This window comes from Shewanella sp. SM29, assembly GCF_025654245.1.
Lineage (GTDB): Bacteria > Pseudomonadota > Gammaproteobacteria > Enterobacterales > Shewanellaceae > Shewanella > Shewanella oncorhynchi.
The window spans coordinates 102,195-125,078 of the sequence record NZ_JAKKRN010000015.1 but is presented as its reverse complement, the minus strand read 5'-3'; the positions used below and the strand labels follow the sequence as shown (position 1 = coordinate 125,078).

General features: G+C 44.2%; 24 protein-coding genes. 19 read left to right on the top strand and 5 right to left on the bottom strand.

All coding sequences use genetic code 11. The features are described 5' to 3' along the window. On the bottom strand, window positions 1-174 hold a 174-nt coding region (locus L5L77_RS12440), incomplete at its 3' end, for a transposase (RefSeq protein ID WP_263148818.1). A gap of 161 nt (window positions 175-335) precedes the next feature. On the opposite strand from L5L77_RS12440, the gene L5L77_RS12435 reads away from it, so the two are divergent. The 11 genes from L5L77_RS12435 (at window position 336) to L5L77_RS12385 (ending at window position 10,716) form a co-directional block, all read left to right on the top strand. Further along, window positions 336-950, top strand: a complete 615-nt coding sequence (locus L5L77_RS12435) for an AAA family ATPase (RefSeq protein WP_263222823.1) — start codon at window positions 336-338, stop codon at window positions 948-950. A 467-nt stretch (window positions 951-1,417) separates the two neighbouring features. Next, complete coding sequence (locus tag L5L77_RS12430) at window positions 1,418-2,206, top strand: type IV toxin-antitoxin system AbiEi family antitoxin (RefSeq protein WP_106649805.1); 789 nt, start codon at window positions 1,418-1,420, stop codon at window positions 2,204-2,206. Beyond that, window positions 2,199-3,134, top strand: a complete 936-nt coding sequence (locus L5L77_RS12425) for a nucleotidyl transferase AbiEii/AbiGii toxin family protein (RefSeq protein WP_028760212.1) — start codon at window positions 2,199-2,201, stop codon at window positions 3,132-3,134. The genes L5L77_RS12430 and L5L77_RS12425 overlap by 8 nt, the downstream gene beginning before the upstream one ends. 450 nt (window positions 3,135-3,584) lie before the next feature. Continuing rightward, complete coding sequence (locus tag L5L77_RS12420) at window positions 3,585-4,025, top strand: low molecular weight protein-tyrosine-phosphatase (protein WP_049821717.1); 441 nt, start codon at window positions 3,585-3,587, stop codon at window positions 4,023-4,025. 69 nt (window positions 4,026-4,094) lie between these two features. After that, window positions 4,095-4,391, top strand: a complete 297-nt coding sequence (locus L5L77_RS12415; RefSeq protein ID WP_263222818.1) for a hypothetical protein — start codon at window positions 4,095-4,097, stop codon at window positions 4,389-4,391. 298 nt (window positions 4,392-4,689) lie between these two features. Next, window positions 4,690-5,151, top strand: a complete 462-nt coding sequence (locus tag L5L77_RS12410; RefSeq protein WP_263222815.1) for a GNAT family N-acetyltransferase — start codon at window positions 4,690-4,692, stop codon at window positions 5,149-5,151. Window positions 5,152-5,879: 728 nt separating this feature from the next. Beyond that, complete coding sequence (locus L5L77_RS12405) at window positions 5,880-6,005, top strand: hypothetical protein (RefSeq protein ID WP_263185168.1); 126 nt, start codon at window positions 5,880-5,882, stop codon at window positions 6,003-6,005. 147 nt (window positions 6,006-6,152) lie between these two features. Next, on the top strand, window positions 6,153-7,469 hold the full coding sequence (locus tag L5L77_RS12400; RefSeq protein WP_263185167.1) for a hypothetical protein: 1,317 nt from the start codon (window positions 6,153-6,155) through the stop codon (window positions 7,467-7,469). 19 nt (window positions 7,470-7,488) lie between these two features. Next, the gene (locus L5L77_RS12395) at window positions 7,489-8,019 is read left to right on the top strand and encodes a hypothetical protein (protein WP_263185166.1); all 531 of its coding nucleotides are present in this window, start codon (window positions 7,489-7,491) and stop codon (window positions 8,017-8,019) included. After that, window positions 8,016-10,004: a GMC family oxidoreductase gene (locus tag L5L77_RS12390; protein WP_263185165.1), complete on the top strand. Its 1,989-nt coding sequence runs from the start codon at window positions 8,016-8,018 to the stop codon at window positions 10,002-10,004. Before L5L77_RS12395 ends, L5L77_RS12390 begins: the two co-directional genes overlap by 4 nt. A gap of 334 nt (window positions 10,005-10,338) precedes the next feature. Beyond that, window positions 10,339-10,716 (top strand): SH3 domain-containing protein, encoded by a 378-nt coding sequence (locus L5L77_RS12385; protein ID WP_263211811.1) that lies wholly within the window; start codon window positions 10,339-10,341, stop codon window positions 10,714-10,716. Between the two features lie 302 nt (window positions 10,717-11,018). Here L5L77_RS12385 and ylqF read toward each other — a convergent pair whose 3' ends face one another. Both ylqF and L5L77_RS12375 read right to left on the bottom strand, forming a co-directional pair. Beyond that, window positions 11,019-11,960 (bottom strand): ribosome biogenesis GTPase YlqF, encoded by a 942-nt coding sequence (gene ylqF / locus L5L77_RS12380; RefSeq protein WP_011919190.1) that lies wholly within the window; start codon window positions 11,958-11,960, stop codon window positions 11,019-11,021. Between the two features lie 150 nt (window positions 11,961-12,110). Beyond that, on the bottom strand, window positions 12,111-12,950 hold the full coding sequence (locus L5L77_RS12375) for an isopenicillin N synthase family dioxygenase (protein WP_263211809.1): 840 nt from the start codon (window positions 12,948-12,950) through the stop codon (window positions 12,111-12,113). A 367-nt stretch (window positions 12,951-13,317) separates the two neighbouring features. Between L5L77_RS12375 and L5L77_RS12370 the strand changes: the two genes are divergently transcribed. Next, complete coding sequence (locus L5L77_RS12370) at window positions 13,318-14,223, top strand: bifunctional methionine sulfoxide reductase B/A protein (protein ID WP_263211806.1); 906 nt, start codon at window positions 13,318-13,320, stop codon at window positions 14,221-14,223. A gap of 154 nt (window positions 14,224-14,377) precedes the next feature. On the opposite strand, the gene hemB is transcribed toward L5L77_RS12370, so the two are convergent. Continuing rightward, window positions 14,378-15,361 carry a porphobilinogen synthase gene (gene hemB / locus L5L77_RS12365; RefSeq protein WP_028760201.1) on the bottom strand — a complete coding sequence of 328 codons (984 nt, stop codon included), beginning with the start codon at window positions 15,359-15,361 and terminating at the stop codon, window positions 14,378-14,380. A 351-nt stretch (window positions 15,362-15,712) separates the two neighbouring features. Between hemB and tsaB the strand changes: the two genes are divergently transcribed. From tsaB to rnd, 7 genes are all read left to right on the top strand, one after another. Next, window positions 15,713-16,426, top strand: coding sequence for a tRNA (adenosine(37)-N6)-threonylcarbamoyltransferase complex dimerization subunit type 1 TsaB (tsaB, locus tag L5L77_RS12360; RefSeq protein ID WP_263211804.1), 714 nt, complete (start codon window positions 15,713-15,715; stop codon window positions 16,424-16,426). A 106-nt stretch (window positions 16,427-16,532) separates the two neighbouring features. Continuing rightward, window positions 16,533-16,847: a hypothetical protein gene (locus L5L77_RS12355; protein WP_263211802.1), complete on the top strand. Its 315-nt coding sequence runs from the start codon at window positions 16,533-16,535 to the stop codon at window positions 16,845-16,847. Then, a complete protein-coding gene (locus L5L77_RS12350; RefSeq protein WP_219233714.1) occupies window positions 16,840-17,568 on the top strand; it encodes a M50 family metallopeptidase in 729 nt (242 codons plus the stop codon). Before L5L77_RS12355 ends, L5L77_RS12350 begins: the two co-directional genes overlap by 8 nt. 210 nt (window positions 17,569-17,778) lie before the next feature. Next, window positions 17,779-18,591, top strand: a complete 813-nt coding sequence (locus L5L77_RS12345) for a class I SAM-dependent methyltransferase (RefSeq protein WP_263222813.1) — start codon at window positions 17,779-17,781, stop codon at window positions 18,589-18,591. Between the two features lie 21 nt (window positions 18,592-18,612). Continuing rightward, window positions 18,613-19,476: an alpha/beta fold hydrolase gene (locus L5L77_RS12340; RefSeq protein ID WP_263138284.1), complete on the top strand. Its 864-nt coding sequence runs from the start codon at window positions 18,613-18,615 to the stop codon at window positions 19,474-19,476. Window positions 19,477-19,680: 204 nt separating this feature from the next. Continuing rightward, window positions 19,681-21,354 (top strand): long-chain-fatty-acid--CoA ligase FadD, encoded by a 1,674-nt coding sequence (gene fadD, locus L5L77_RS12335; RefSeq protein WP_028760195.1) that lies wholly within the window; start codon window positions 19,681-19,683, stop codon window positions 21,352-21,354. A gap of 70 nt (window positions 21,355-21,424) precedes the next feature. After that, the gene (gene rnd, locus L5L77_RS12330) at window positions 21,425-22,534 is read left to right on the top strand and encodes a ribonuclease D (RefSeq protein WP_263144724.1); all 1,110 of its coding nucleotides are present in this window, start codon (window positions 21,425-21,427) and stop codon (window positions 22,532-22,534) included. A 92-nt stretch (window positions 22,535-22,626) separates the two neighbouring features. On the opposite strand, the gene minE is transcribed toward rnd, so the two are convergent. Next, window positions 22,627-22,884 (bottom strand): cell division topological specificity factor MinE, encoded by a 258-nt coding sequence (gene minE / locus L5L77_RS12325; RefSeq protein ID WP_028760193.1) that lies wholly within the window; start codon window positions 22,882-22,884, stop codon window positions 22,627-22,629.

The window sequence follows — 22,884 nt, the reverse complement described above, 5'->3', positions numbered from 1 at the left end:
TGGTGTGCCACCCTGGCGTTCTAGTTTTAACTGTCTCACCCATTTATCCATAGTGGATTTACCTACGTTCATCGCCTTTGCAGCTTCGATGATGCTATGGTTTTTATCGAGGACTAATTGGGCAGCTTCAAGTTTGAATTCAGCACTAAATGTTTTTCTGGTTGTCGATCTCATGTGTTCACCTAAAGTCATCTACGAGGTAATAATATCACCTCTATTTAGGTGGCCAAAATTAGTGTGCCACTACAGGGGCGTATGCCGAAGAACATCTTCTAGATCGTCGCAAAGCAGGGCCTTTCAATGGTAAAGGTGCTTTAACTGCACGGGCTGAAGAAATGCTTAGGCCAGCTTGGGAGCAAGGAACTTCCGAAGATATTAAGGCTGCAATAACAAACTTCGTTACTACTTACCTTTCAGATATTCTTGCTCATGCGCCATATGAAAAGCAACAGAACGAGTATAAAGGTTGGTTAAAAAGTTTCGCACTTTGGCTTTATGGAACAGATCACATCTCGATTAGATATGAAATTTTATATGATGAGACTGACATACGTAAGTTATCACCAGGAACGCGGGGAATAGTACTACTGTTGCTTTATCTTGCTTTGGATGAAGCAGACGATCGCCCTTTAATTATTGACCAGCCTGAAGAAAACTTAGATCCTAAATCAGTAAATGATGAGCTTGTACCGTTGTTCATTGCAGCAAAAGCAAAAAGACAAGTAATTATGGTCACACACAATGCAAACCTTGTAATTAACACTGATGCGGATCAAATTATTATTGCTGAAGTTGGAGCACATCAAGCCGGCGGTTTACCACCAATCACTTATCGTGCTGGAGGGTTAGAAAATGCTTCGATTCGAACAGCTGTACGCGATATTTTAGAAGGTGGCGAGTCTGCATTTCAAGAACGAGCAAGACGACTTCGTGTACGACTTGAGCGATAGCTTTGAATTTAGGAAATGTAACAAGTCAATCCAGCCGATCGCCTTCGGCGGCTGATTTAGGCATTACCCATAGAAATATTAATCCTAAATTCATTAGTTTGAGCTAAAAATATAACTCTGAGATGTCCAAAAATGAGCTAGTGAATCACTCTGTACCAGACTGATTCAAGCGAGCCCCTAAAATCCGCACTAGAGCATAGTTTGCGGCTATTATGGGGCGTTTCCCTAGAATAAATCAAATCTCAAGAGAACTGATCTAATCTCATGCAAAAATCGATATTGCATTTTTTATGCTCGATGGTGACTGATTGTATTTAACCGCGGAACAACGGCGGCGCCCCCTCTCATTCAGTTAGTTTATAATTCACGTTAAAAGTGCACTTTAGGTCCTAATATGTTGCAATTTATAAACTCTGCTTCTATATTTGGTTTAATTTACTCTATATTTTGGTACTTATGGTGCAATTATGTCATCAAAAATAAACTGGCTTATTAATCATACGAGTCCTGGTGCGGTAGTGCTTCAGTCGTGGTTAACACAAAATGAGATCAGCTCATCTTTGGTGAGAAAATATGTGCAGAGTGGTTGGTTGTACAAGATAAGTGCGGGGGTTTACGTTCGTCCTGAGTCAACAGGTAAGTTACAGCCTCATTGGGTTGAAGCGCTCAAGGCTGTGAATGAGCAGCTAAAGCTTCCTGTTCACCTTGCGGGAGTCAGTAGCCTAACACATCAAGGGCTTAGTCATTATCTTCAACTAAGCAGCGAGCAAGTTTGGGTTGGCTGTCAAAGTAAGCAGGCGTTGCCAAAGTGGTTCCGCGAATTGGAGGAGCAAAACTGGCTTTTCTATACCAGTAGCAAGCTGACCCAAACGTTGGAAAAAGACTTTATTACTATAGGGGTGAACAATAGGGAAGTTAAGGCAAGTTGTGCGGAGCTTGCAGCCTATGAGGTCGTCAATGCCATTGGCAAACATATCAGTTTTGAGCATGCCGCGGAGCTGTTTCAAGGGTTAGTGAATCTCAGTCCACGTAAAATACAGTCAATACTGAATCGAAGTGAAGCCGTACAAGCTAATCGCGTATTTCTCTTTTTAGGCCACTACTATCAACATCAGTGGAGCAAAAGGCTAGATGAGCAGCAAATCACGCTAGGCGCGGGAAAGCGTCAGGTGGTGGCTCATGGCCGTTACGATGGGCGGTATCAAATAACAGTGCCGGCATCGTTTATTAAGACAGAAGAAAATCAATATGAATAAGTCATCGATATACTACCAGCAAGTGACCTTGCTTATTCGGATGCTGCCGCTCGTCGCCCAAGAGAAGGTATTTGCCCTAAAGGGCGGTACGGCTATCAACCTATTTGTGCGCAACTTCCCACGCTTATCGGTCGATATCGATTTGGCTTATCTTCCTTTGGAGCCAAGGGAACAAGCGCTACAAAGTGTGAAGGAAGCGCTTGGTCGTTTGACTGCGCAGATCAATCTACAACCGAACCTTAGTGCAGTATTTCAAGACAATAAATATGATGAGCTCAGGGTTGTCGTGACAAGTGATAGAGTCACAATAAAAATTGAAGTCTCTCCTGTTGCGAGAGGTACGCTACACAAAGCGGTATTAATGCCAGTCGTTGAGTTAGTTGAAGAAGAATTTGGGTATGCAGAGATCCCCGTTGTAAGCCTGCCTGATCTATACGGTGGTAAGTTATGTGCAGCGATGGATAGACAGCACCCAAGGGATCTTTTCGATGTGAAAATGCTGCTGGCGGAAGAGGGGATCAGTCGAGAGATTTTGGTCGGCTTTCTCACTTATACACTTAGCCATCCAAGGCCTATTAATGAAGTGATGTCTCCACGCTGGAAACCGCTTGATGAAAGCTTTCAAACTGAATTCAATGGAATGACGACAAAGCCGATTAAACTCGATGAGCTGATTTTAACTCGCTCAGAAATGCTGATAGCGTTGCAGCATCACTTTACTGCAAAAGACAGAGACTTTTTATTATCCTTTAAACAGGGTCAGCCTGATTGGTCATTGTTTGATGAACCGAGCGTCGCGGCACTACCTGCGGTGAGATGGAAGCTATTGAATATCCAAAACCTAGCGAAAAACAAATCCAAGCATCAAGAACAACTCATTAAACTGGCTGATGTATTGGAAACGTGGGTTGCAGGTCGGATACTGTAATGTGCAGTGTATTGCCGATTTTATCTGATAGTTCGCTGTTTGTGGGCGTTACTTTGGTTCGACTGATTATTGGACCGTCTCTATTCAGCTGCAGGATACTTCCAAAAAGTGATTTTCTTGAAAATAAAAAATAATTTCAAATAGTACTACATAAATTGCCACAGGGTATTAAACACTACCGTGATGGCTGGAGCATCTGCGCCATTGCCAGTGTCACTCTCGGCGATAACATAGCAGGGTGCAAGGAACAGCATAGACTTGCTACTTATTGAAGTAGAGGTCCAGTTTTGCATCTAGAAGGTGCGTTATTCACACTTTCTCTCTCCAAAACCCAAAATAAGTAATTGATTAAAATAGCATTTAAATTTGTTCAATGTTCTCTACAAAAACACCTCAAATAGCAATTAATCAATTGATTTTATTGCAATTTATCTTGTTTATTGTGTTTATATGGGTAATATTTGTCGCTCACCGACGGCAGAGGCGGTTTGTCGTTTTAAGATTGCTGAGCGCAGGCTTAATATTGAGGTGGATTCGGCGGGTACTATTGGTTATCACCAAGGGGATAAGCCCGATAGCCGCGCTATTGAGGCTGGTAAAAAGCGGGGTTTTAGTTTCGAGGGCATGCGGGCGCGGCAGGTGGTGAATGCTGATTTTGAGCATTTTGATTTAATTCTAGCTGCGGATAATGCCAATTTGGCGGATCTGCTTAGCCGTTGTCCGGTTGAGTATCAACACAAGTTACAGTTAATGTTGTCCTATGCTGATACGCAAATAACGGAAGTACCAGATCCTTACTATGGCGGCGCACAGGGTTTTGAACTAGTGCTCGATCTCCTCGAGCAGAGTATGGAAGCTTTATTAGATCAATTGACCGAAAAGTTCCGTTGAGATGCGTATTTCCATTTACGGTTTGGGTTTTATGATAAGTTCGGGTAAATCCCCTTATGCGAGATGACGATGAAAGTAATGGATTCTGAAAACCGAGTATGGTTCCTTTTGGAGCATGAAGGTCGCTTGTACTTGAATGCAAATTGCAACATGAGTGCATTTGGCTATAGCTATATGATCCAGCTCAATGGTCAGGAACTGCAAAATTATGAAGGTGGTGGCCGCGAGTATCTAAATAATCTTGCTCACGATATTCATTATTCTGTTCCAATTGCAAAAGACACAACGTCAATTTACAAAGGTCGTGAAGTTTCAAAACAGCTAGCTGGTTTAGCAACAGAAACGATTAAAGCGTGGCGTGCTTAAAATCGGTTAACTCTAAAATGCCCCAAAGCTTGTTTCAAAGTTTAAAATGCAAGTAGGGCGAATAAAGTTGTGGCTATAAAAAAGCTAATGTGATGAGGTTACTTTCAACCTAGAAGTCATGCCATTCCGAACTTTCAATAAAGCCACAGCAAAGTAAACATCATCATAAAGTCATTAATAGATATCAGTATAGTTTGACTACAAACATCAATGGTTGTGGGCTGCTTGCCTTACAAGGTTAAGTTGGTAAGATGTTGTTCATAAAGAAAATCAAATCGTTGTACATCTAAGGACATATATGGAAATTTCATTACTTGCCGATAATCCCTCTGCGATAGACACGGTAGCTAGTTGGTATTTCAACGAATGGTGCCAAGACAATGGTAGTTATACCAAGGAGGAAGTCGTTGAAAAAGTCTCTGCATCAATAAATCGAGATACCGCGCCTATTCTGATCATTGGAAAAGTAAATGGTGTTCTTGCTGGTTCAGCAGAGCTAAAAATTCGAGAAATGGACATATACCCAGAATTTGAATTTTGGCTTGGTGGTGTTTACGTCACTCAGCAGGCTAGGGGACAGGGTGTCGCCTCAAAACTTGTGAAAGAGATAATATCGCTAGCACATAAAATAGGCGTGAAAAAATTATATCTTCAAACAGAAGATTTAACTGGAGGTTTGTACTTACATCATGGGTTTAAGCCTATAGAACAAGTGAATTATAAAGGTATAAATGTATTGGTTATGGGCAAACATCGGTGAATAACAAGTTTGTGAAGGTATGCTGCGGCTCAATTGAGGGAAACAAGTGGAACGACATGGTCATATTTTACAGGGCTACCTAAGTAGGTCAAAGCATCCCCAAATGGCATCATTTTTAATCTTAGGGTTTTCGTCAGTACAAGAAAATAGATTTCCTGTTTCAACAGTAAGAACCAGTTGTGTTCTGTTTCAGTCAAAGTGTTTATAAAGTCATTAGCAGGGCCATATAATCAGATGCTGAGTGACTCTTTACAGAATCTAATGATGAAAACAAGTCGAAATCTTCCAAACTTTGACAGTTATTGTTGAATCAATGGCTACCAAATAAGAATAGGCCGCGCGTGGTTGCGACCGATTTTACGATCGCTTAGTCAGTATTGGAGCACTGCCCACGCTTGGCCCTCGCAGACTTCAGATCAATGTTGAACTCTTGATATCACATTATGCTTTTACTGCTGTTATCGTCGTGTCGTGTGGCGGGCTTTTTTACAAATAAAATAAACCTTCTGCCTCACGCTTGACAATAAGTGAAACGTAAACAATCTTTTAACATGGAATATTTTCAGAAGGTTACTTTTATTTCTGCAGCATAGAATTGTTTTCACTACGGGAACACAGGAGTGTTTAACCCTTCCACTGAGATAACTAGGTTTCATTTGAGGTGATCCTCAATGGATTATCTAGGCTCAAGGTATCGTGATAAAACGCAATCATGAAAAGGAATTTCAATGAAAGACGTTAATATTTATCCGTATCAATCATTCTGTTCAGACCTGCTCAGTGAGCCAGAGACTGCGATCAAAACAGCAAACTTCAATTTTAATATCGAAACCCATTTATTGGGATTTGGTTGAGGTCAAGTTTTGTTCGCTATTTGTATTGTGACATCACGCCTGCAGTGGCGGGTGTTGTGAAAGCCCTGATTTTAAGTCGTTAAAGAAAGTGGAGTCGTAAACGTTTTAAGCATTGAATAAGTCCCAATAACAAGGAGAGTTAATTTCATGTCTATCAAAAATTTTAGCTATAGAGCGCTTTTTTTGTGTATGAGTGCTGCTGTATATGCAGAAGCACCAGTAGAGACAAAAGCAGCTATAACGCTACCCACGTTAAGCCCTGTTATGCCGCTGGAAATCACAGCAAAATCCCCAGTCTCACTCGAAAGCCTGCAACATGATTTTGATGATTTTTCTTGGCAATCGTTTATTGCACTTAACTGGCCAGCAAATGCCGATGGCACACCCAATACTATGTCTACCATTGGGCAAAAAACTAACCAGCCAGTCGTGTGGCTGCATTGGAAGGAAAGCCGGGAGATTTTTTTACCCGATGGCGTAAAACCACCTGGGTGGGATCAGTCCAATAATGTGCCGGATGTTTGCAAAAGTATTGATCCAAAGTCCATTCCTGAAGGGACTATTTATTTAACGCAAGTAGGGAAGACCCCGAATGTGTTGGATGAAAGTGGTGAGCCTTTTACAACGGGTCCATTGATTGATCAAAACGGGCTTTATACCCGTTATGAAATATTAACCAATGAAACCATGTTCAATTTTATTTTGGACAATAACCTCTACAGTAAAAAAGGACAGAAACAGTTTAATGCCGATGTCGATTTTACCGCGAGCGACAGTAAAACCGGGCAGGTAGGTTCTATCATGCTTAAGGCCTCATGGATAAAAATGGGCGGCAAGTTTGATGCGACGAATTACTATACGACTTATGCGCTAGTTTATAACAATCCCGAAGAGCAACACGGGGTCAAGCCCGCGTGTGCGCTTGAACAAGTCGGTCTAGTGGGGTTTCACATTGCTCACAAAACCACGGGTGAACCACAATGGATTTGGTCTACCTTTGAGCATGTCGCTAACGCGCCAACCCAAGGTGAGTCAGCATCATTGTCGGCATATAATTTTTACGATGCTAAATGTACTGACTGCAAAGTGAATGAACCACCAGCACGCCCCTGGGATCCGGCAAACCCGCACACTAAACCAACTCAAGTGGAACGCGTCATTCCTATCACTGCCGACGCTAAAGCCTTAAATGCCAGTTATCACGCAGCACTCGACGCTGTAGTGCCGGGATCGGTATGGAAGAACTACGAATTGATCAGTACGCAATGGCCTACCGATGCCAAAAATCCCACCGATCCAACGGGCGTGCCTGCTCCCTCATTTTTAGCGAACACCACGCTCGAAACTTATATCCAAGGTTCGGTAAAGCAAACATCAAGTAGCTGTATGGCTTGTCACAATAATGCGGCAACCACTAACGGTAATTTTGCTGATTTCACTTACTTGCTGCAACGCGCGCAATAATTTACGAAAGGAACTCATCATGACTGATATTACAGGCGCGACTGCCGATACTATGAATAATTTTATTGGTTTGAGCGCGGTATTAACCGGCTTTGCTACCAGTATTATTGCCCCGACATTGGATCCCGTGGATATTAAATCCGAATACTTAGCCGTGTTTACGCAAAAAATAACCGAAGAATCGAAGGACCTAACTTTAGTTACAACTATTCTGCAAAAATTTGCGGCGTTAAAAGCGCAGCAATTATTAGATCAACAAATTGGCACGCAAATGCTGGCGCCAGATAACGGGGCTAATTTTGTGTTGGCCTGTCGTAAATTGATTTTTATGTGGTACTCAGGTGCATGGCCAACCATTATTCCCGCGACGGATACTGAGCCGGAAACCACGGTTAGCGATATGATTTCGGCAAAAAGTTATACCACAGGTTTAGTTTGGCAAGTTATGCAGGCTCATCCGATGGGGGATTCAAATTATCGCTATGGCTATTGGGCGAAACCACCCGCTGTACTGTCGGCATATACGGGTCATCAAGGAGGTGCTGTATGAGCACTCAAACCAATTACGATGTCATTATTGTGGGATCAGGTATTGCCGGTTCTATCATGGCTTATCAACTGGGGATGGCGGGGAAAAAAGTATTAATCCTCGAAGCAGGGCAGGAAGTGCCGGTTGACCGCAGTGGTTACATGGAAACCTTTTTTAAAGCCAATGCTAAAACACCAGAGTCACCTTATCCTCCAACCACGCAAAATCCAGCGGCATCGACGGCGGATAATCCACTCGGATTGCCTGATCCCGCGAAGGAGAATGTGCCGCGTTATACCGTGTTGCAAATTGGCGCATGGCGCAATCCAAAGCAATGTTATTTCGATTACACGCCGCAGTCTGAGCATTTGAAACCTGACAGCCCTGAAGCAAAGTTTGCTTTTGCGAGTTCCTATGAGCGTATTGGCGGCGGCACAACTTGGCATTGGCTAGGAACCAGTTTGCATCTATTGCCCAATGATTTTGAGTTGCAAACCCAGTATAAGCAGGGTGTGGATTGGCCCGGTGGAAAACAATTTTATCAGGCGCTGGTTCCTTACTATGAACAGGCGACCAATGAGATTGGCGTCGCCGGTGACAAAGAGGCGATGGATCAGCTTTATCGCGGATTTAATGTTTCACCGGATGGTGTTTATGGGCCGAATTACGATTACCCAATGCCTGGCATTGTTTCATCTTTAGTTGATCAACAATATGAACAAGCTGTGAGCGATATGGTGTACGACAATATTCAATTGTCAGTCACGCCAACCCCCCAGGGGCGCAATTCATTACCGGGTGAACGTCGTCAATGTGCGGGGAATACGAATTGTATTCCTATTTGCCCTATCCAAGCCAAATACGATGCCACTGTGACGCTCGGGCGAGCATTGCAAACCGGCAATGTTGATGTGTTTTATCGTCATGTTGCGACAAATGTTCAAGTGGATGAAAATACAAAGGATGTTGTTGGTATTGATTATGTGACCTATCAAACTCACGGAGGGATAGCGACGGGCGGCGGTACCGTTACGGGTAAAAAATATGTGATTGCAGCTCACGCGATTGAGACGCCTAAATTATTGCTCATGTCTAAACGTAATAAAGCCTGTCCGAACGGCGTCGCCAACCATAGCGATCAAGTGGGGCGTAATTTGATGGATCACATTATGTATTTGGCCTGGGGTCTGGCGAAAGATCCTGTCTATGGTTTTCGGGGGCCTTTATCTACTGCGGGTATAGAAAGTTTACGTGATGGCGCCTTTCGTAAAGACCGTGCCGCCTATCGTATTGAAATCGGCAATGAAGGTTGGCAGTGGGCAGCAAATGATCCATTCACGACCTTAGCTGATTTTGTATTTGGGCAAAATAATTCGCAATTAAATGGGGATTCTGTCAATCAGCAGGGGATTCCATTACGGTTTGATCCCGCCATGTCTGCGAATAGCGCCTTATTTGGTGCCTCACTGGTGAATACCTTGAATGGTATTTACACACGGCAAATTCGTATGGGCTATTTAATTGAACAATTACCTGATCCGGAAAACCGTGTCGAGTTGTCGGAGACGCTGAAAGATAACTTAGGTTTGCCGCGCCCCAAATTAACCTATCGTGTACGCGAGGATTATGTGCGCAATGCGTTCGTGTCGGCTAAAGATATTTCGACCAAACTCTTTGACGCCCTTGATGCGCGGGAATATACCAAGGCTCCGCCTGCGCCGGTATTTTATGGTGATAAGAGTCAAGTAACGTCGAATAATTTTGAATATCAGGGCCATAATTTTACGTTTTACGGTGCTGGACACATTGTGGGGACGTATCGAATGGGGGACTGCAGAGATACATCGGTGGTGAATCCTCGTCAGCAATCTTGGGATCATAGCAATCTGTTTTTAGTGGGTAGCGGAGTGTTTCCAACGGTTGCAACGGGTAATCCAACCCTCACTTTGGCAGCGTTGGCATTCCAGGCTGCAGATCATGTTTTGGAAGACCTTAAAATAAGTTAAAAAAAGTTGTAATTATTCATTAGCTTGCTGTTAATTTCCATTGAAAACCGCGTGCAAATTGGCGCGGTTTTTGGCTAACTGAATATACCTTCATATTACGCTAACTGGCATTTTCCTACTCACAATGCAGTTTATTGTCATCGTATTTAAAATCAAAATATTACAGTTTTTTATGCTGATAATTGGTTTGAAAACTGTGCATGCGTATGTTGTCGGATAGTATGTCTGATAGAAAACTGATAAGTTTCACTCAAACTGAGCGTTAATTGGGCGTGCTTTAATAAGCGAATAAAGTTAATTTTTATGATTAATTATCAAGGTGTTAGCTGAAAAAATGACTACTAAGAAATATATCGTTGTCAATGCACATGAAAGTGAGTTTCCTAACCCCATTACGTTCAAAAAAGGTGATCCTCTTACCGTTGGAGACAAATATGCAGGTCCTGAAGGCTGGGATCTCTGGTTCCTTTGCACTACGCCAGGGCAAGATGCTGGTTGGGTTCCTGGTCAAGTGATTCAGCGCCTAAAAAATTCCAACGGGCTGGCGCTTGAGGACTATACGGCAAGAGAACTTAATGTGCATGAAGGGGAACAACTCATTGGCACACGAATGTTGAATGGCTGGGTATGGTGTATAAAAGCTGTCAGTGAAGAATCAGGGTGGGTACCATTAGAAAACTTGAAAGAAGTGGTAGATCTATCCCGCGACTAAAGCACCTTTGCCGTGCAGTCAAACCCAAGATGGCTCCTTGGTGTATTGTGCCAAGAGGATGATGACTGGCGGATATTGAGAGCTTATATCAGGCACGCAGAAGTCATTGGCGTAAAAGTGTTTTTTAGCGCAAGCTTTCCGTTTATGATAATAAAAAAGCCACTATATTCAATATACTGGCTTTAACTTTAAACTTGATAAATGAGCGCCATAAGCTGGAATATAAAAGTCATCAGCGTCTTGTCTTTAACGTCTTTAACAAACTCTGCGCCTTATATTCGAAATACAGAGTGGCGGGCTGACTAGTCGTTATGACGTTTGCCTGAACGTTTAAGTCTCTCTGCTGCCAATTTGGCTTCTTTCTCGGCTTCTTTTTCGGCCATGATACGGGCGACTTCAATCTTTTCAAGCTCTGCCATCGCAGGCGTTTCTAGCGAGAGTAAGCCTATTTTTCCCGAGCGATATTCATGCAGTAATAACTCTGATGCCTTGTGCATATCGATGCGACCACCGGGACGCAGCGCACCACGTTTACGGCCGATTTCCTCGAGAAGTGCAACATCATCCTTGGGTAATTCACTTAAGTTATAGCGCTCACAAATCTCTTTTGGATAAGCGGTTAAGAAATACTTGGCGGCGAACAGGGCCACATCTTCATATTCCATCGCCGTATCTTTAATCGCGCCAGTGACGGCAAGGCGATAGCTGCTCGCTTCGTTATCCACTTTGGGCCATAAAATACCCGGGGTGTCCGACAGCACGATACCGTTACGTAAATTGATCCGTTGCTGGGTTTTAGTTACCGCAGGTTCGTTACCGGTTTTGGCGATAACACGGCCAGCTAAGGTATTGATGATGGTAGATTTCCCAACGTTGGGTATTCCCATGATCATAGTGCGAATGTCTTTTTCGGTTTTATCACGACTTGGCACTAGTTTACGGCAGAGATCAGGGATTTTTTTCACCATTGCCGCTTGCAGTGTCGTGATCGCCGTGGCTTTGACGCCTTGCTCACGCTCTAAGTATTCAATCCATTGTGCGGTGATCTCTGGATCGGCCAGATCAGATTTATTGAGCAGTTTGATACAAGGTTTGTCGCCTCGAAGCTGAGCCACCATGGGGTTTTCGCTACTGTAGGGAATACGCGCGTCCAGCACTTCGATAACAAGATCGACCTGAGGCATTGCCTCTTCAATCTCCTTGCGTGCCTTGTGCATATGCCCCGGATACCACTGAATTGCCATGATAACGCCTTGTCCTAAATAACTTAAAGAACGGCTATTCTACCTTGAAGGTGGCGAATGTCATAAAAAAAGCGCCCTAAGGCGCTTTAATCGCTTAATCCTTGACTGTCTCTTGCGATTGTTGCTTGGATTAATAGGCTGAATTAAGGCTTAGATCACCCCGAGTTCGCGCAATCTTTCCATCAGATAACTGTCAGCGGTATAGCGATCCGATAGCACTACAGCAGGGTTTGGATGTAAAAATAACGGCAAAGAGATCCGTGACTTGGTTTTATCCGTACCTTCAGGATTGATGACGCGGTGTGATGTCGATGGGAAATAGCCGCCAGAGGCTTCCTGTAACATGTCACCGATATTGATAATAATGTTGCCAAAATCGCTTGGGACATCTAACCAAGTGCCATCTTTGGCTTTCACTTGTAATCCAGGCTCATTGGCTGCAGGTAACACTGTGATAAGGTTAATATCTTCGTGGGCCGCGGCGCGAATGGCGCCCATTTCTTCACTGCCCGTCATCGGTGGGTAATGCAGAATACGCAGTAAGGTTTTTTGGCTATTGGCGATCATTTCTGGTAATGGTATCGAAAACTTGGCTTTTACGTCTTCTGGTGAGTAGGTTTCAATCCACTCTAAAAGTTCTGCGGCTAGTGCGTTGGCTTTATCGTAATAGGCGAGAATATTGTCACGTAGTGAATCGGGGATACGGCCCCAAGGGTACACGTGGTAGTACTCTTTAATGTCTTTGACTGTGTTGCCTTTGGCGGTTTCAGAAATCGACGCAGGGAAGAAACCGTCGTGGGTTTCTTTTTTAAACATATAGTCGTTTTTGGCTGCTGAATTAAAAAAGGCTTGCCACTCGGTGTAGATGTCTTCAACTAAGCGCTTATCAATCGGATGATTAGATAAAACACCAAAGCCAGTTTCCCGAAGTGATTCAACGAATTGCTGGGCACTGTTTTCAGCGCGGTAATCAATGGTTTCTAATTTCATTTTGGTTTCTACTTGTTATATTTAGTTGTAATTTGACCCGCTGCAAGTGTAGCCGTGCACTGATGTGGGTGCAAATACTCAGCGACTGTGATCTGGAGCAACTGCCGTATTTTCCGTCATTTATGCAGTTGCTTATATGAGTATATGAGCACTTATATTAGTACTTACTTGAGTGGTAAGATTTTAGTCACCAAATCCGTTAGTATGGGCATTAGATTTGTTGTGCTTGGATTGATGTCAGCCGCATTTTGAAGCTGAGTGCAAGAAATCTTGCTTGGAGTGGGTCTTATGTTGGCTTCCTTATAAATCAGCTTCTTAATCGAAGAATATCGAAATACACAACGACGTGAGTCGAAAGGGCATTAATATGAATAAACTGACCGATTTTGAACGCTATGTTATCGAAGAGAAAGGCACTGAACGCCCCTTTAGTGGTGAGTATTATGAACACGATGCTAAGGGTTTGTATTTATGCAAAAAATGCCATGCCCCCTTGTATCGTTCTGAGCATAAATTTAATGCCCATTGTGGCTGGCCAGCCTTCGATGATGAAATTGCCGGCGCTGTAACCCGCCACATAGACGCCGACGGCCGCAGAACTGAAATTGTTTGTAGCCAGTGCGGCGGTCACTTGGGGCATGTCTTTGAAGGTGAAATGTTAACACCTAACAATATCCGTCACTGTGTTAACTCAGTTTCTATGGTTTTCAAAGGGATGGATGATGCTGTTGAACAAGCACCGAATCACTTTGCGACTTTTGGTGCTGGGTGTTTTTGGTGCGTCGAAGCGATTTTTAAAAGCCTAAAGGGCGTGGTGAATGTCGCTTCAGGTTATGTCGGCGGCGAAGCCCATGATGCGGATTATAAATCTGTTTGCTCGGGCCAAACCGGCCATGCTGAGGTTGTGCATATCGAGTTCAACCCTGAGGAAATTGATTTTACGACGCTATTACAGGTCTTTTTTGAGAGCCATGATCCGACTACGCTTAATCGCCAAGGTAATGATAAGGGGCCACAATATCGTTCCGTGGTGTTTACCCATAATGCTGAGCAGATAGAGCAAACTACCGCTATGCTTGCTCAGTTAGCAGTAGCCAAGGTTTTTGATGCGCCGATAGTGACCCAGGTTTCAGCGTTTGATACTTTTTATCCCGCTGAAAATTATCACAATGACTACTTCGCTTTACACGGTGAGCAGCCCTATTGTCAGATGGTCGTGCGTCCTAAAGTGGAAAAACTGAAAGCCTTGTTTGCAAGATTGCAGAAGGCTTAAGCGATTTAGCACAAGGTGTTAAATACAAAAACGCCACCGATAAAGGTGGCGTTTTTATGAGGTTTCTAAAGTGCAAAACCTAGTTGTTCTCTTAACAAGCCGCTTAGCTATCGATTTAACGATTAGCGTAACTTTTGATTCGCTACCGACGCAACTATCGGCTTTCAGTTAACCATTGGGCGTATTGTTTGGTGTAATAGCTGACAATCAAATCTGCACCCGCCCGCTTTAAGCCGATAAACGTTTCAGTCACCACCGCACGCTCATCCAACGCGCCCGCAAGGGCGGCAAATTTAATGCCCGCATATTCACCGCCGACTTGATAGGCGGCGAGTGGCAAGTGGGTTTCTTGTCTTAAACGGCTGAGCACATCTAAGTAGGGGGTGCCAGGTTTAACCATCAGGATATCGGCGCCTTCGGCTTCATCTAATGAGGCTTCTAACAGGGCTTGACGACCATTAGCATAATCCAGTTGATATCCCTTGCGATTTCCGCTGAGTTCACAATCAACCGCTGCTCTAAAAGGACCGTAAAAAGAAGAGGCGAATTTTGCCGAGTGGGCCAGAATCGCCACATGTTCAAAACCTGCGGCATCGAGCCCTTGGCGAATGGCTTTCACTTGACCGTCCATCATGGCCGATGGTGCTAACATATCAGCGCCCGCTTTGGCGGCTGTTATCGATTGCTTAACTAAATTTTCGACGGTGAGATCGTTGCAGACTTCATTATTGTGCACCACGCCGCAATGGCCGTGGTCTGTGTATTCACAAAAACAAATGTCGGGGATTACCATCATCTCAGGCACGGTAGCTTTAATGGTGCGCACCATACGGGCGAGTAAACCATTGTCGTCCCACGTATCGCTACCTTTATCATCTTTAGTGTGGGAAATCCCAAAGGGCATCACATAGCGGATCCCTAGGGCGTAAAGCTCGCGAACTTCATCCGCCAGTGCGCTCTCAGGTAAACGGCTGATGCCAGGTAGCGTGGAGATAGGCACAGCATGGGTGATGTGCTCTTCAATGAACAGGGGATGGATAAGATCGCTCAGTGAAATATGGGTTTCGCGCAGCAGATCGCGCATTGCTTCTGAATTACGTAAGCGTCTTAGGCGACGCAATGGAGGCGTGTTTAACATGAAATGTCCTTATCGAAGGCGGGTTAAAGCAATCGTACAATACTAAGGGAATGGCAAGGGATAAATTCGCCCCTTACTTTTCTGCTCTGACAATCAAAGTTGAAAAAGTTTCCCCAAGCGAGCTATATTCATTAATGAGTTTATTGATCATTGACTTAGATCACATAAATTCATCTCGTCCAGATTTGCGACTGAATATCATGCGAGCGCTATTTTAGCTGAGTTGCTTGCTTAGCCCTTTGTTTTCGGGCATTTGATGTTATTATTTGCGCCAGTTTTCTCATGGCATATTCGCGCAATACAGATTATGTAAATTTGATGCGAAATCTTGCCCGCTAATCCGGTTTTGAAATGACAATAACACATGAACACTCTGCTTGTATTCTTGCCTTAGACACTTGTACCGAATCCTGCTCAGCTGCGGTGCAATACCAAGGTCAGATTTATGCTGAACTTGCCGATGCGCCGCGTGAACACAGTCAACGTCTGCTGCCTATGGTCGATTCAGTGCTCAAGCAAGCGGGCATTCGCTTAGATAAAGTGACTGCGATTGCTTACGGACGAGGCCCTGGCAGTTTTACGGGGATCCGTATCTGCACGAGCATGACGCAAGGTCTGGCACTGGGGTTAGATTTGCCTGTGATTGGTATTTCAACCTTAGCGGCAATGGCACAAATGGCGATTAGCGAGCATCAAGCCGAGCAAGTTTTGTGCACCATTGATGCGCGCATGGGCGAAGTGTATTGGGGCCAGTTTGTGGCCGTTGATGGTATTGCAACGCTTGTCGGTAAAGAAGTGGTCAGTGCGCCTGCGGACGTACAACTTCAGCTCGATACTCAAGCGCCAATTGTGGGCTGCGGCACAGGTTTTGACGCTTATCCCGATTTGCTGGCACTCGGCAAGGGGATTTTAGCTCTCGAGGCCGTGAAATATCCCGATGCAAAGGCTATGCTGATATTGGCTGAAGCAGGCATAAAAGCTGGACTGACAACCTCGGTCGATGAGCTTGAACCTGTGTACTTACGTGATACAGTGACATGGAAAAAGTTACCTGGTCGTGAATAAGCTGTTCTTTACCTGAGTATCTGCGATAGAATCTCAGGCAATTAATGCTAAGCATTCTTAACTATGAATGGCTTAACGATGAATAGTGCAAACTTAAGGCTTCTTGATGCAAGTTAATGTGAATCAAATGAGTTTGACGAATGCTGTAGCGAGTAATAGACCCGCTATCGCTCAGGGGCTGACTGCGCCTGAATCGTCACGCCCAGTGATTGAGCAAGATGCCGTCGAAGCCCTTAGTTTAGAAACTCAGCCTAAAAGTAAAAACGTAGCGGGAAATTTACAGTCAAGGCTTGGTGCGCACCTCGAGTATGAGCAAGATACTCGCGGCCATCAGGGAGCGATTGCCCAATATTTACAAAACCAACATGCCGCCAAACGCGATGAAATTCAGCAAATGGTGGGTGTGGACTTGTATGCTTGAGCATCAAAAAACGTCTTCTAGTTCAACCTCGCGATTTTCCTCTTCTAAACTGACAGGCTTAGCCACAAGCGGTGTGCCAAGCCGTGGTTTGTTTATTATCGAGCTAGTTTTAGCTTTATTGATAACTCGAATTCCCTATTTGAGCGTGCCGTTTAAATGGCTTGAAAGCTATTTTCATGAACTGTCCCATGGCATTGCAACGATTTTAAGCTCAGGCGTGGTCAGCCATATTCAGTTGTTTCCAAACGGCGCAGGATTTTGTTTTAGCCAAGGCGGCTCGCCGATGTTTATTGGCTTTGCAGGGTATTTTGGTGCGGCCTGTTGGGGATATTTAATCTATTTATTAGCGACTTGGCCAAAGGGGATCCGCGTGAGTTTTGCCTTGCTAGGTGCCTTAGTTGTGCTAAGCGGCTTGCTTTGGGGCAGGGATATTCTCACGTTAGCGATTTTAGCTGTGCTGACTATTATTTTGTTGTTACCGCTTAAACTCAGTCAAAACAAAATGTTGACTCAGTTTTTGCGTATTATTGGCTTGATGATCATGCTTAATGCACTTGCGAGTCCGACTGTGTTGCTCGGGCTTGATGGTCAAGGTGATGCAGTGATGTTGGCCGAGCGTTCTTGGATCCCCGCGTGGATTTGGGTGGGATTATGGTTATTAACCAGTGCCTGCGCTTTGTATTTTGCGTGGCGCCGCGTAGATAATGCCGCAAGTCGTTAGTTCTCAAGCTTGTTTAATGCCTCAGTCGTCTAGTGTTTTCCCCATCGTGTTTCTGCTTTGAACTTTGTTGATTTAGGTAAAGGTGATTTTGCTCATCACTTTGAGCTATAACCACTTATGTCGCTTAAAGCTTAGTTTTTCGACTTCTATTCCTTGGATTTTTGGCCATTGGCTGCTAGGTTAAGCCTTCGGTATCCATGGAGAATTACAATGAAAAAAGTCACCTTAGTTGCCAGTCTGCTGCTTGCTGGTTTATGTTCGAGTGTTACCTATGCCGATGAAAGCTTAGATAAAGTCTTAAAAAGCGATTTTCGTCAGGCCAAAAATGCCAGCCGTGACGTTTATCGTCATCCCGCTGAAACCTTAACTTTTTTTGGCATTACCCCAAAACAGACTGTGATTGAACTCTGGCCGGGTAATGGCTGGTACAGTGAAATATTAGGGCCTTATCTTGCTAAAGAGGGCCAATATATCGCAGCCGGTTTCGAAACGGCTCCTGCGACAGATACTCCCGGAAATCGTTATCGCGCGAACGCGGGTACTAAGTATGCTGCGTGGATGACGGCCAATAAAGACGTCATGGGCAATGCTAAGATTGTTACCTTCGATCCTCCACATAAGATGGATTTAGGCGCTGATGGTAGTGCTGATCTGGTATTAACCTTCCGAAATCTACATAACTGGGCATCAACAGATCAATTGGAAAACGTGTTTGCCGCGTCTTATAAAGTGTTGAAGGACGGCGGTATCTTTGGCGTGGTAGAGCATAGAGCCAACGAAGGAATGAACTTCAGCACTGGCTATATGGATCAAGCCGCTATGGTTGCTTTAGCCAAAAAAGCAGGTTTTACCTTAGTTGAAAGTGCAGAAATCAATGCGAACCCCAAAGATACGAAAGATTACGCCAAAGGTGTTTGGACGCTACCGCCCTCTTTTGCCTTGGGTGATACCGATAAAGAAAAATACCAAGCGATCGGTGAAAGTGACCGTATGACACTTAAATTTGTCAAAAAATCATCTTAATTACCTGACATCAGAGGCATTATGTGGCAATCTTTCGCCCCCAAAAATCAAATCGAATTTGTATTACCTCATATTACGGTCGCGGGCCGATTATGGGGGGCGAAGGATAAACCTTTATTGCTTGCCTTACATGGTTGGTTAGATAACGCCAACAGTTTTGAACCCTTAGCAGCGCATTTACTCGATTATCAAGTGCTCGCCATTGATTGGCCAGGACACGGCTTTTCTGCACATAGGCCGGGACACTATCCGCTGCATTGGATTGATTATTTGTATGATTTAGACGCGTTGTTAACGGCATTACCGCAAAAGCCAGCGGCAATGATTGGGCATTCGCTTGGCGGTATAATCGCCTCAGCTTACACGGCGACATTTCCCGAAAAGGTTAACAAGCTGGTATTGATTGAAGCGTTAAGCCCCTTGTCTGAGTTGCCAACGCAAGCTAAGGCGCGATTGAAAAAAAGCTTCTATCAGCATGAGAAGTATTTAACTCAGAAGCATGGGCAGGCAAAGATTTACGACAGTATAGATACTGCGGTGCGGGCGAGGGCACATTTAACAGGACTTGCCGAACCTTGGTGTCGTTTGTTGCTCGATCGTAATATGCAGCCCGAAGGTGATGGCATAGGTTGGCGTAGTGATCCTCGATTAAGATTAGATTCACCCCAACGATTAACCTTCGCCCAAGTTGATGCCTTGATGCAGGATATCAATGTCGAAACCTTATTAATTTGTGGCAAACAGGGATTTAGCCAGTTGCAGAGCGCGATACCTAAGGCCAGAACGTGGTTCAAGCATTTGTCTGAGCACATAATTGAGGGCGATCATCATGTGCATATGGACAATGCCGAAGGCGTTGCACGTTTGATCCGCAAATTCGTTTAATAGGTTGCTTATATGGGTATAAAAAAGACGCTAGGTTTTTTGTTTTTTTTATGTGATGATGATCAAAATTAAAACGCTCGTATGATTTATGACGAGTAAATTAATAACTATAAAATGTAAGCCGGTATTTTAACTCGGTATTTATCGAGTCTTGACGCTTGTATGGATATTGTTTCCGCAGTTGTGGGGATTTAGGAGAGAGTAGTGGATCAGCCTTGGATTAATCATTTGCCAGAAGATGTGCCTGCTGAAATTAATGTGGAACAATACTCATCGCTTGTCGATATGTTCGAGACAGCGGTGGCTAAGTATGAAGATCAACCTGCATTTATCAACATGGGTGCCACGCTAACCTATCGTAAATTGGAAGAACGCAGCCGAGCATTCGCTGCGTATTTACAAAATGAATTAAAGCTTGAAAAGGGCGACCGTGTCGCCTTGATGATGCCAAACCTGTTGCAGTATCCCATTGCACTGTTTGGTGTTTTGCGTGCAGGTATGGTGGTTGTTAACGTTAACCCACTTTATACACCGCGCGAACTTAAACATCAGTTGATTGACTCTGGCGCTAAAGCCATTGTGGTGGTGTCAAACTTCGCCCGCACTTTAGAAGAAGTGGTCGATCAAACTCCCGTTGAAAGCGTGATTATCACCAGTTTAGGTGATCAATTAAGTGCACCAAAACGTACCTTAGTGAACTTTGTGGTGAAGTACATCAAGAAGTTAGTGCCAAAATACGATTTACCCCATGCCTTATCAATGCGCGATACCTTATCAACGGGTCGTCGCATGCAATACATCAAACCTGAAGTCACTAACGATGATTTAGCGTTTTTACAATACACAGGTGGCACCACTGGGGTTTCTAAAGGCGCTATGTTGACCCATGGCAATATTGTCGCAAACGTATTGCAGGCTGATGGTGCATATTCTCCCGCTTTAAACGATGGCAGTGAGTTTGTCGTAACGGCCTTGCCGCTGTATCACATCTTCGCCTTGACCGTGAATTGCCTGCTGTTTTTGCACAAAGGTAGTCAGAATTTACTCATCACCAATCCTCGTGATATCCCAGGATTTGTGGCTGAGTTGAAAAAGTATCCTTTCACCGCATTAACTGGGGTAAATACCTTATTTAACGCTTTAGTGAACAGTGATGATTTTTCCCAGTTGGATTTCTCACGCTTAAAACTCTCTATCGGTGGCGGCATGGCGGTACAAAAAGCCGTGGCGGATAAATGGCAAACCATTACTAAAACCCGTTTACTTGAAGGTTATGGTCTGACGGAAGCCTCACCCTTATTAACCTGTTGTCCATATAACTTAGACGGTTATAACGGTTCAATTGGTTTTCCTGCCCCTTCGACACTGATCCAAATCCGTAATGATGACGGCAAGGTATTAGCCCAAGGCGAAACCGGCGAGCTTTTTGGTAAAGGTCCTCAGGTGATGAAAGGCTATTGGCAACGTCCTGAAGAAACCGCCAAAGTGATCGACACTGACGGCTGGTTAGCCACGGGCGATATTGGTTACATGGATGAGAAAGGTTTCTTCTATATTGTCGACCGTAAGAAAGACATGATCTTAGTATCAGGCTTTAACGTATTCCCTAACGAAGTCGAAGAAGTGGTTGCACTTCATCCAAAAGTGATTGAAGTGGCTGCCGTTGGTGTGCCAAACGACGCCAGTGGTGAGTTAGTGAAGGTATTTGTGGTGGCAAAAGATAAATCTTTAACCGCTGAAGACATCATTAAGCACTGCCGTATTCATTTAACGGGATATAAAGTGCCGAAGCTGGTAGAATTTAGGGACGAGTTACCTAAAACCAACGTGGGTAAAATCTTGCGACGAGAGCTTAGAGACGAAGCTAAGCGCGCGTAAGATTGAAGCCGGCATTTGCCGGCTTTTGTTTTTATGGACTGTGATTGACCCACAGGATCTGGAGAAGAATTTGTCAGCGTTTCAATATGTGAGTGATGAAGCAAGCCTTAATGCCCTCGTTGCCCAATATAAACAGAGTAAGATACTCGTGTTAGATACCGAGTTTGTTCGTACTCGTACTTATTATGCCAAGTTAGGTTTGATCCAAGCCTATGATGGTAAAACCTTAGCTTTGATTGATCCGGTCGCTTTACCTGATTTAGCCCAATTTTGGGCGCTGTTATCGGACCCGAATATCGTTAAGCTAGTGCATTCCTGCAGTGAAGACTTAGAAGTTTTTGCCCACTACGGCAAATGTCAGCCTACGCCTTTGTTTGATAGCCAAATTGCCGCCTCTTTGTGTGGTATGGGCCACGGTGTGGGTTATGCCAAGTTAGTTGAAACTTGCCTTGGTGAAGTGATCGATAAAGGTGAGTCGCGTACAGATTGGATCCGTCGTCCTTTAACGGAAGCCCAGTTAAGCTACGCCGCCAATGACGTCCTGTATTTGTATCAGCTCTATCCTCAACTGGAAGCGAAACTCTGCGCCCAAGGGCGTTTAGCTTGGTTATACGAGGAAGGGGAAAGGATGACTCAGGGCAGGCTTGCCGATCCTGATCTTGATACAGCCTATTTGAAAGTGAAAAATGCTTTTCAACTCACTGAAATTCAATTGGCTTACCTTAAAGTGCTCGCCAAATGGCGCCTTGAAAAAGCCTTAGTCCGTGATTTAGCCTTAGGTTTTGTGATCAAAGATCATGGTCTTATTGCATTAGCGAAGAAGCAACCTAAAACTTCGGCTGATTTGTTTAAGCTCAATGACTTGACCGAACAGGAAAAACGCATTCACGGCAAAGATTTATTACGTGTGCTACAAACTGCGGATTTGGTTAATTTACCCGAGTTAGTGGATGTATTGGCGTTAAAATCAGGCTACAAATCGGCCTTTAAAGCGATTAAAAGCTGTTTGGTCGAATTATGCGAAAAGCATGATGTGCCGCAGGAAATGCTCGGTTCTAAACGTCATATCCATGAGTTTTTGCAATGGCGTTGGGATAAGCAACAAGGGGATTTACCGGCAGTGTTATGCGGTTGGCGAGGGGAATTAGCAACTGAGGCTTTAGCAAAGCTTCAGGTCTAGTGCTTAATATTTCGTACTTGAATCCATTGCTGAAAAACATCCACACCAAAATGTCATCTTCAATTGAAGATGACATTTTTTGTATCATCGACTTATCTGTCAGGCAAAGTGACGTTAAGCTCGAGTACCGACAGGTTGGCGTCGTTTTGATCTAACTGCACAGAAACTTGATCATCAGAAATCGGCACATATTTGCGAATAACGGCAATGATCTCTTGTTTCATCTGTGGGAAATAATCGGGAGTGTCCCTTTGTCCACGTTGATGAGCCACGATGATCTGTAGGCGCTCTTTTGCCATTACCGCAGTGCTAGGCTTTTTCTTGCTTTTGAAATAGTCGAGTAAAGACAT

What these genes read in the sequence shown, in the direction of transcription:
- L5L77_RS12400 (WP_263185167.1), top strand. Translation starts at nt 6,153, where the DNA reads ATGTCTATCAAAAATTTTAGCTATAGAGCGCTTTTTTTGTGTATGAGT.
- L5L77_RS12345 (WP_263222813.1), top strand. Translation starts at nt 17,779, where the DNA reads ATGAAAAAAGTCACCTTAGTTGCCAGTCTGCTGCTTGCTGGTTTATGT.
- tsaB (WP_263211804.1), top strand. Translation starts at nt 15,713, where the DNA reads ATGACAATAACACATGAACACTCTGCTTGTATTCTTGCCTTAGACACT.
- L5L77_RS12375 (WP_263211809.1), bottom strand. Translation starts at nt 12,950, where the DNA reads ATGAAATTAGAAACCATTGATTACCGCGCTGAAAACAGTGCCCAGCAA.
- L5L77_RS12410 (WP_263222815.1), top strand. Translation starts at nt 4,690, where the DNA reads ATGGAAATTTCATTACTTGCCGATAATCCCTCTGCGATAGACACGGTA.
- L5L77_RS12430 (WP_106649805.1), top strand. Translation starts at nt 1,418, where the DNA reads ATGTCATCAAAAATAAACTGGCTTATTAATCATACGAGTCCTGGTGCG.
- L5L77_RS12340 (WP_263138284.1), top strand. Translation starts at nt 18,613, where the DNA reads ATGTGGCAATCTTTCGCCCCCAAAAATCAAATCGAATTTGTATTACCT.
- L5L77_RS12350 (WP_219233714.1), top strand. Translation starts at nt 16,840, where the DNA reads ATGCTTGAGCATCAAAAAACGTCTTCTAGTTCAACCTCGCGATTTTCC.
- L5L77_RS12390 (WP_263185165.1), top strand. Translation starts at nt 8,016, where the DNA reads ATGAGCACTCAAACCAATTACGATGTCATTATTGTGGGATCAGGTATT.
- L5L77_RS12415 (WP_263222818.1), top strand. Translation starts at nt 4,095, where the DNA reads ATGAAAGTAATGGATTCTGAAAACCGAGTATGGTTCCTTTTGGAGCAT.
- ylqF (WP_011919190.1), bottom strand. Translation starts at nt 11,960, where the DNA reads ATGGCAATTCAGTGGTATCCGGGGCATATGCACAAGGCACGCAAGGAG.
- L5L77_RS12395 (WP_263185166.1), top strand. Translation starts at nt 7,489, where the DNA reads ATGACTGATATTACAGGCGCGACTGCCGATACTATGAATAATTTTATT.
- L5L77_RS12405 (WP_263185168.1), top strand. Translation starts at nt 5,880, where the DNA reads ATGAAAGACGTTAATATTTATCCGTATCAATCATTCTGTTCAGACCTG.
- minE (WP_028760193.1), bottom strand. Translation starts at nt 22,884, where the DNA reads ATGTCTTTACTCGACTATTTCAAAAGCAAGAAAAAGCCTAGCACTGCG.
- hemB (WP_028760201.1), bottom strand. Translation starts at nt 15,361, where the DNA reads ATGTTAAACACGCCTCCATTGCGTCGCCTAAGACGCTTACGTAATTCA.
- L5L77_RS12435 (WP_263222823.1), top strand. Translation starts at nt 336, where the DNA reads ATGCTTAGGCCAGCTTGGGAGCAAGGAACTTCCGAAGATATTAAGGCT.
- L5L77_RS12355 (WP_263211802.1), top strand. Translation starts at nt 16,533, where the DNA reads ATGCAAGTTAATGTGAATCAAATGAGTTTGACGAATGCTGTAGCGAGT.
- L5L77_RS12420 (WP_049821717.1), top strand. Translation starts at nt 3,585, where the DNA reads ATGGGTAATATTTGTCGCTCACCGACGGCAGAGGCGGTTTGTCGTTTT.
- L5L77_RS12425 (WP_028760212.1), top strand. Translation starts at nt 2,199, where the DNA reads ATGAATAAGTCATCGATATACTACCAGCAAGTGACCTTGCTTATTCGG.
- L5L77_RS12385 (WP_263211811.1), top strand. Translation starts at nt 10,339, where the DNA reads ATGACTACTAAGAAATATATCGTTGTCAATGCACATGAAAGTGAGTTT.
- L5L77_RS12370 (WP_263211806.1), top strand. Translation starts at nt 13,318, where the DNA reads ATGAATAAACTGACCGATTTTGAACGCTATGTTATCGAAGAGAAAGGC.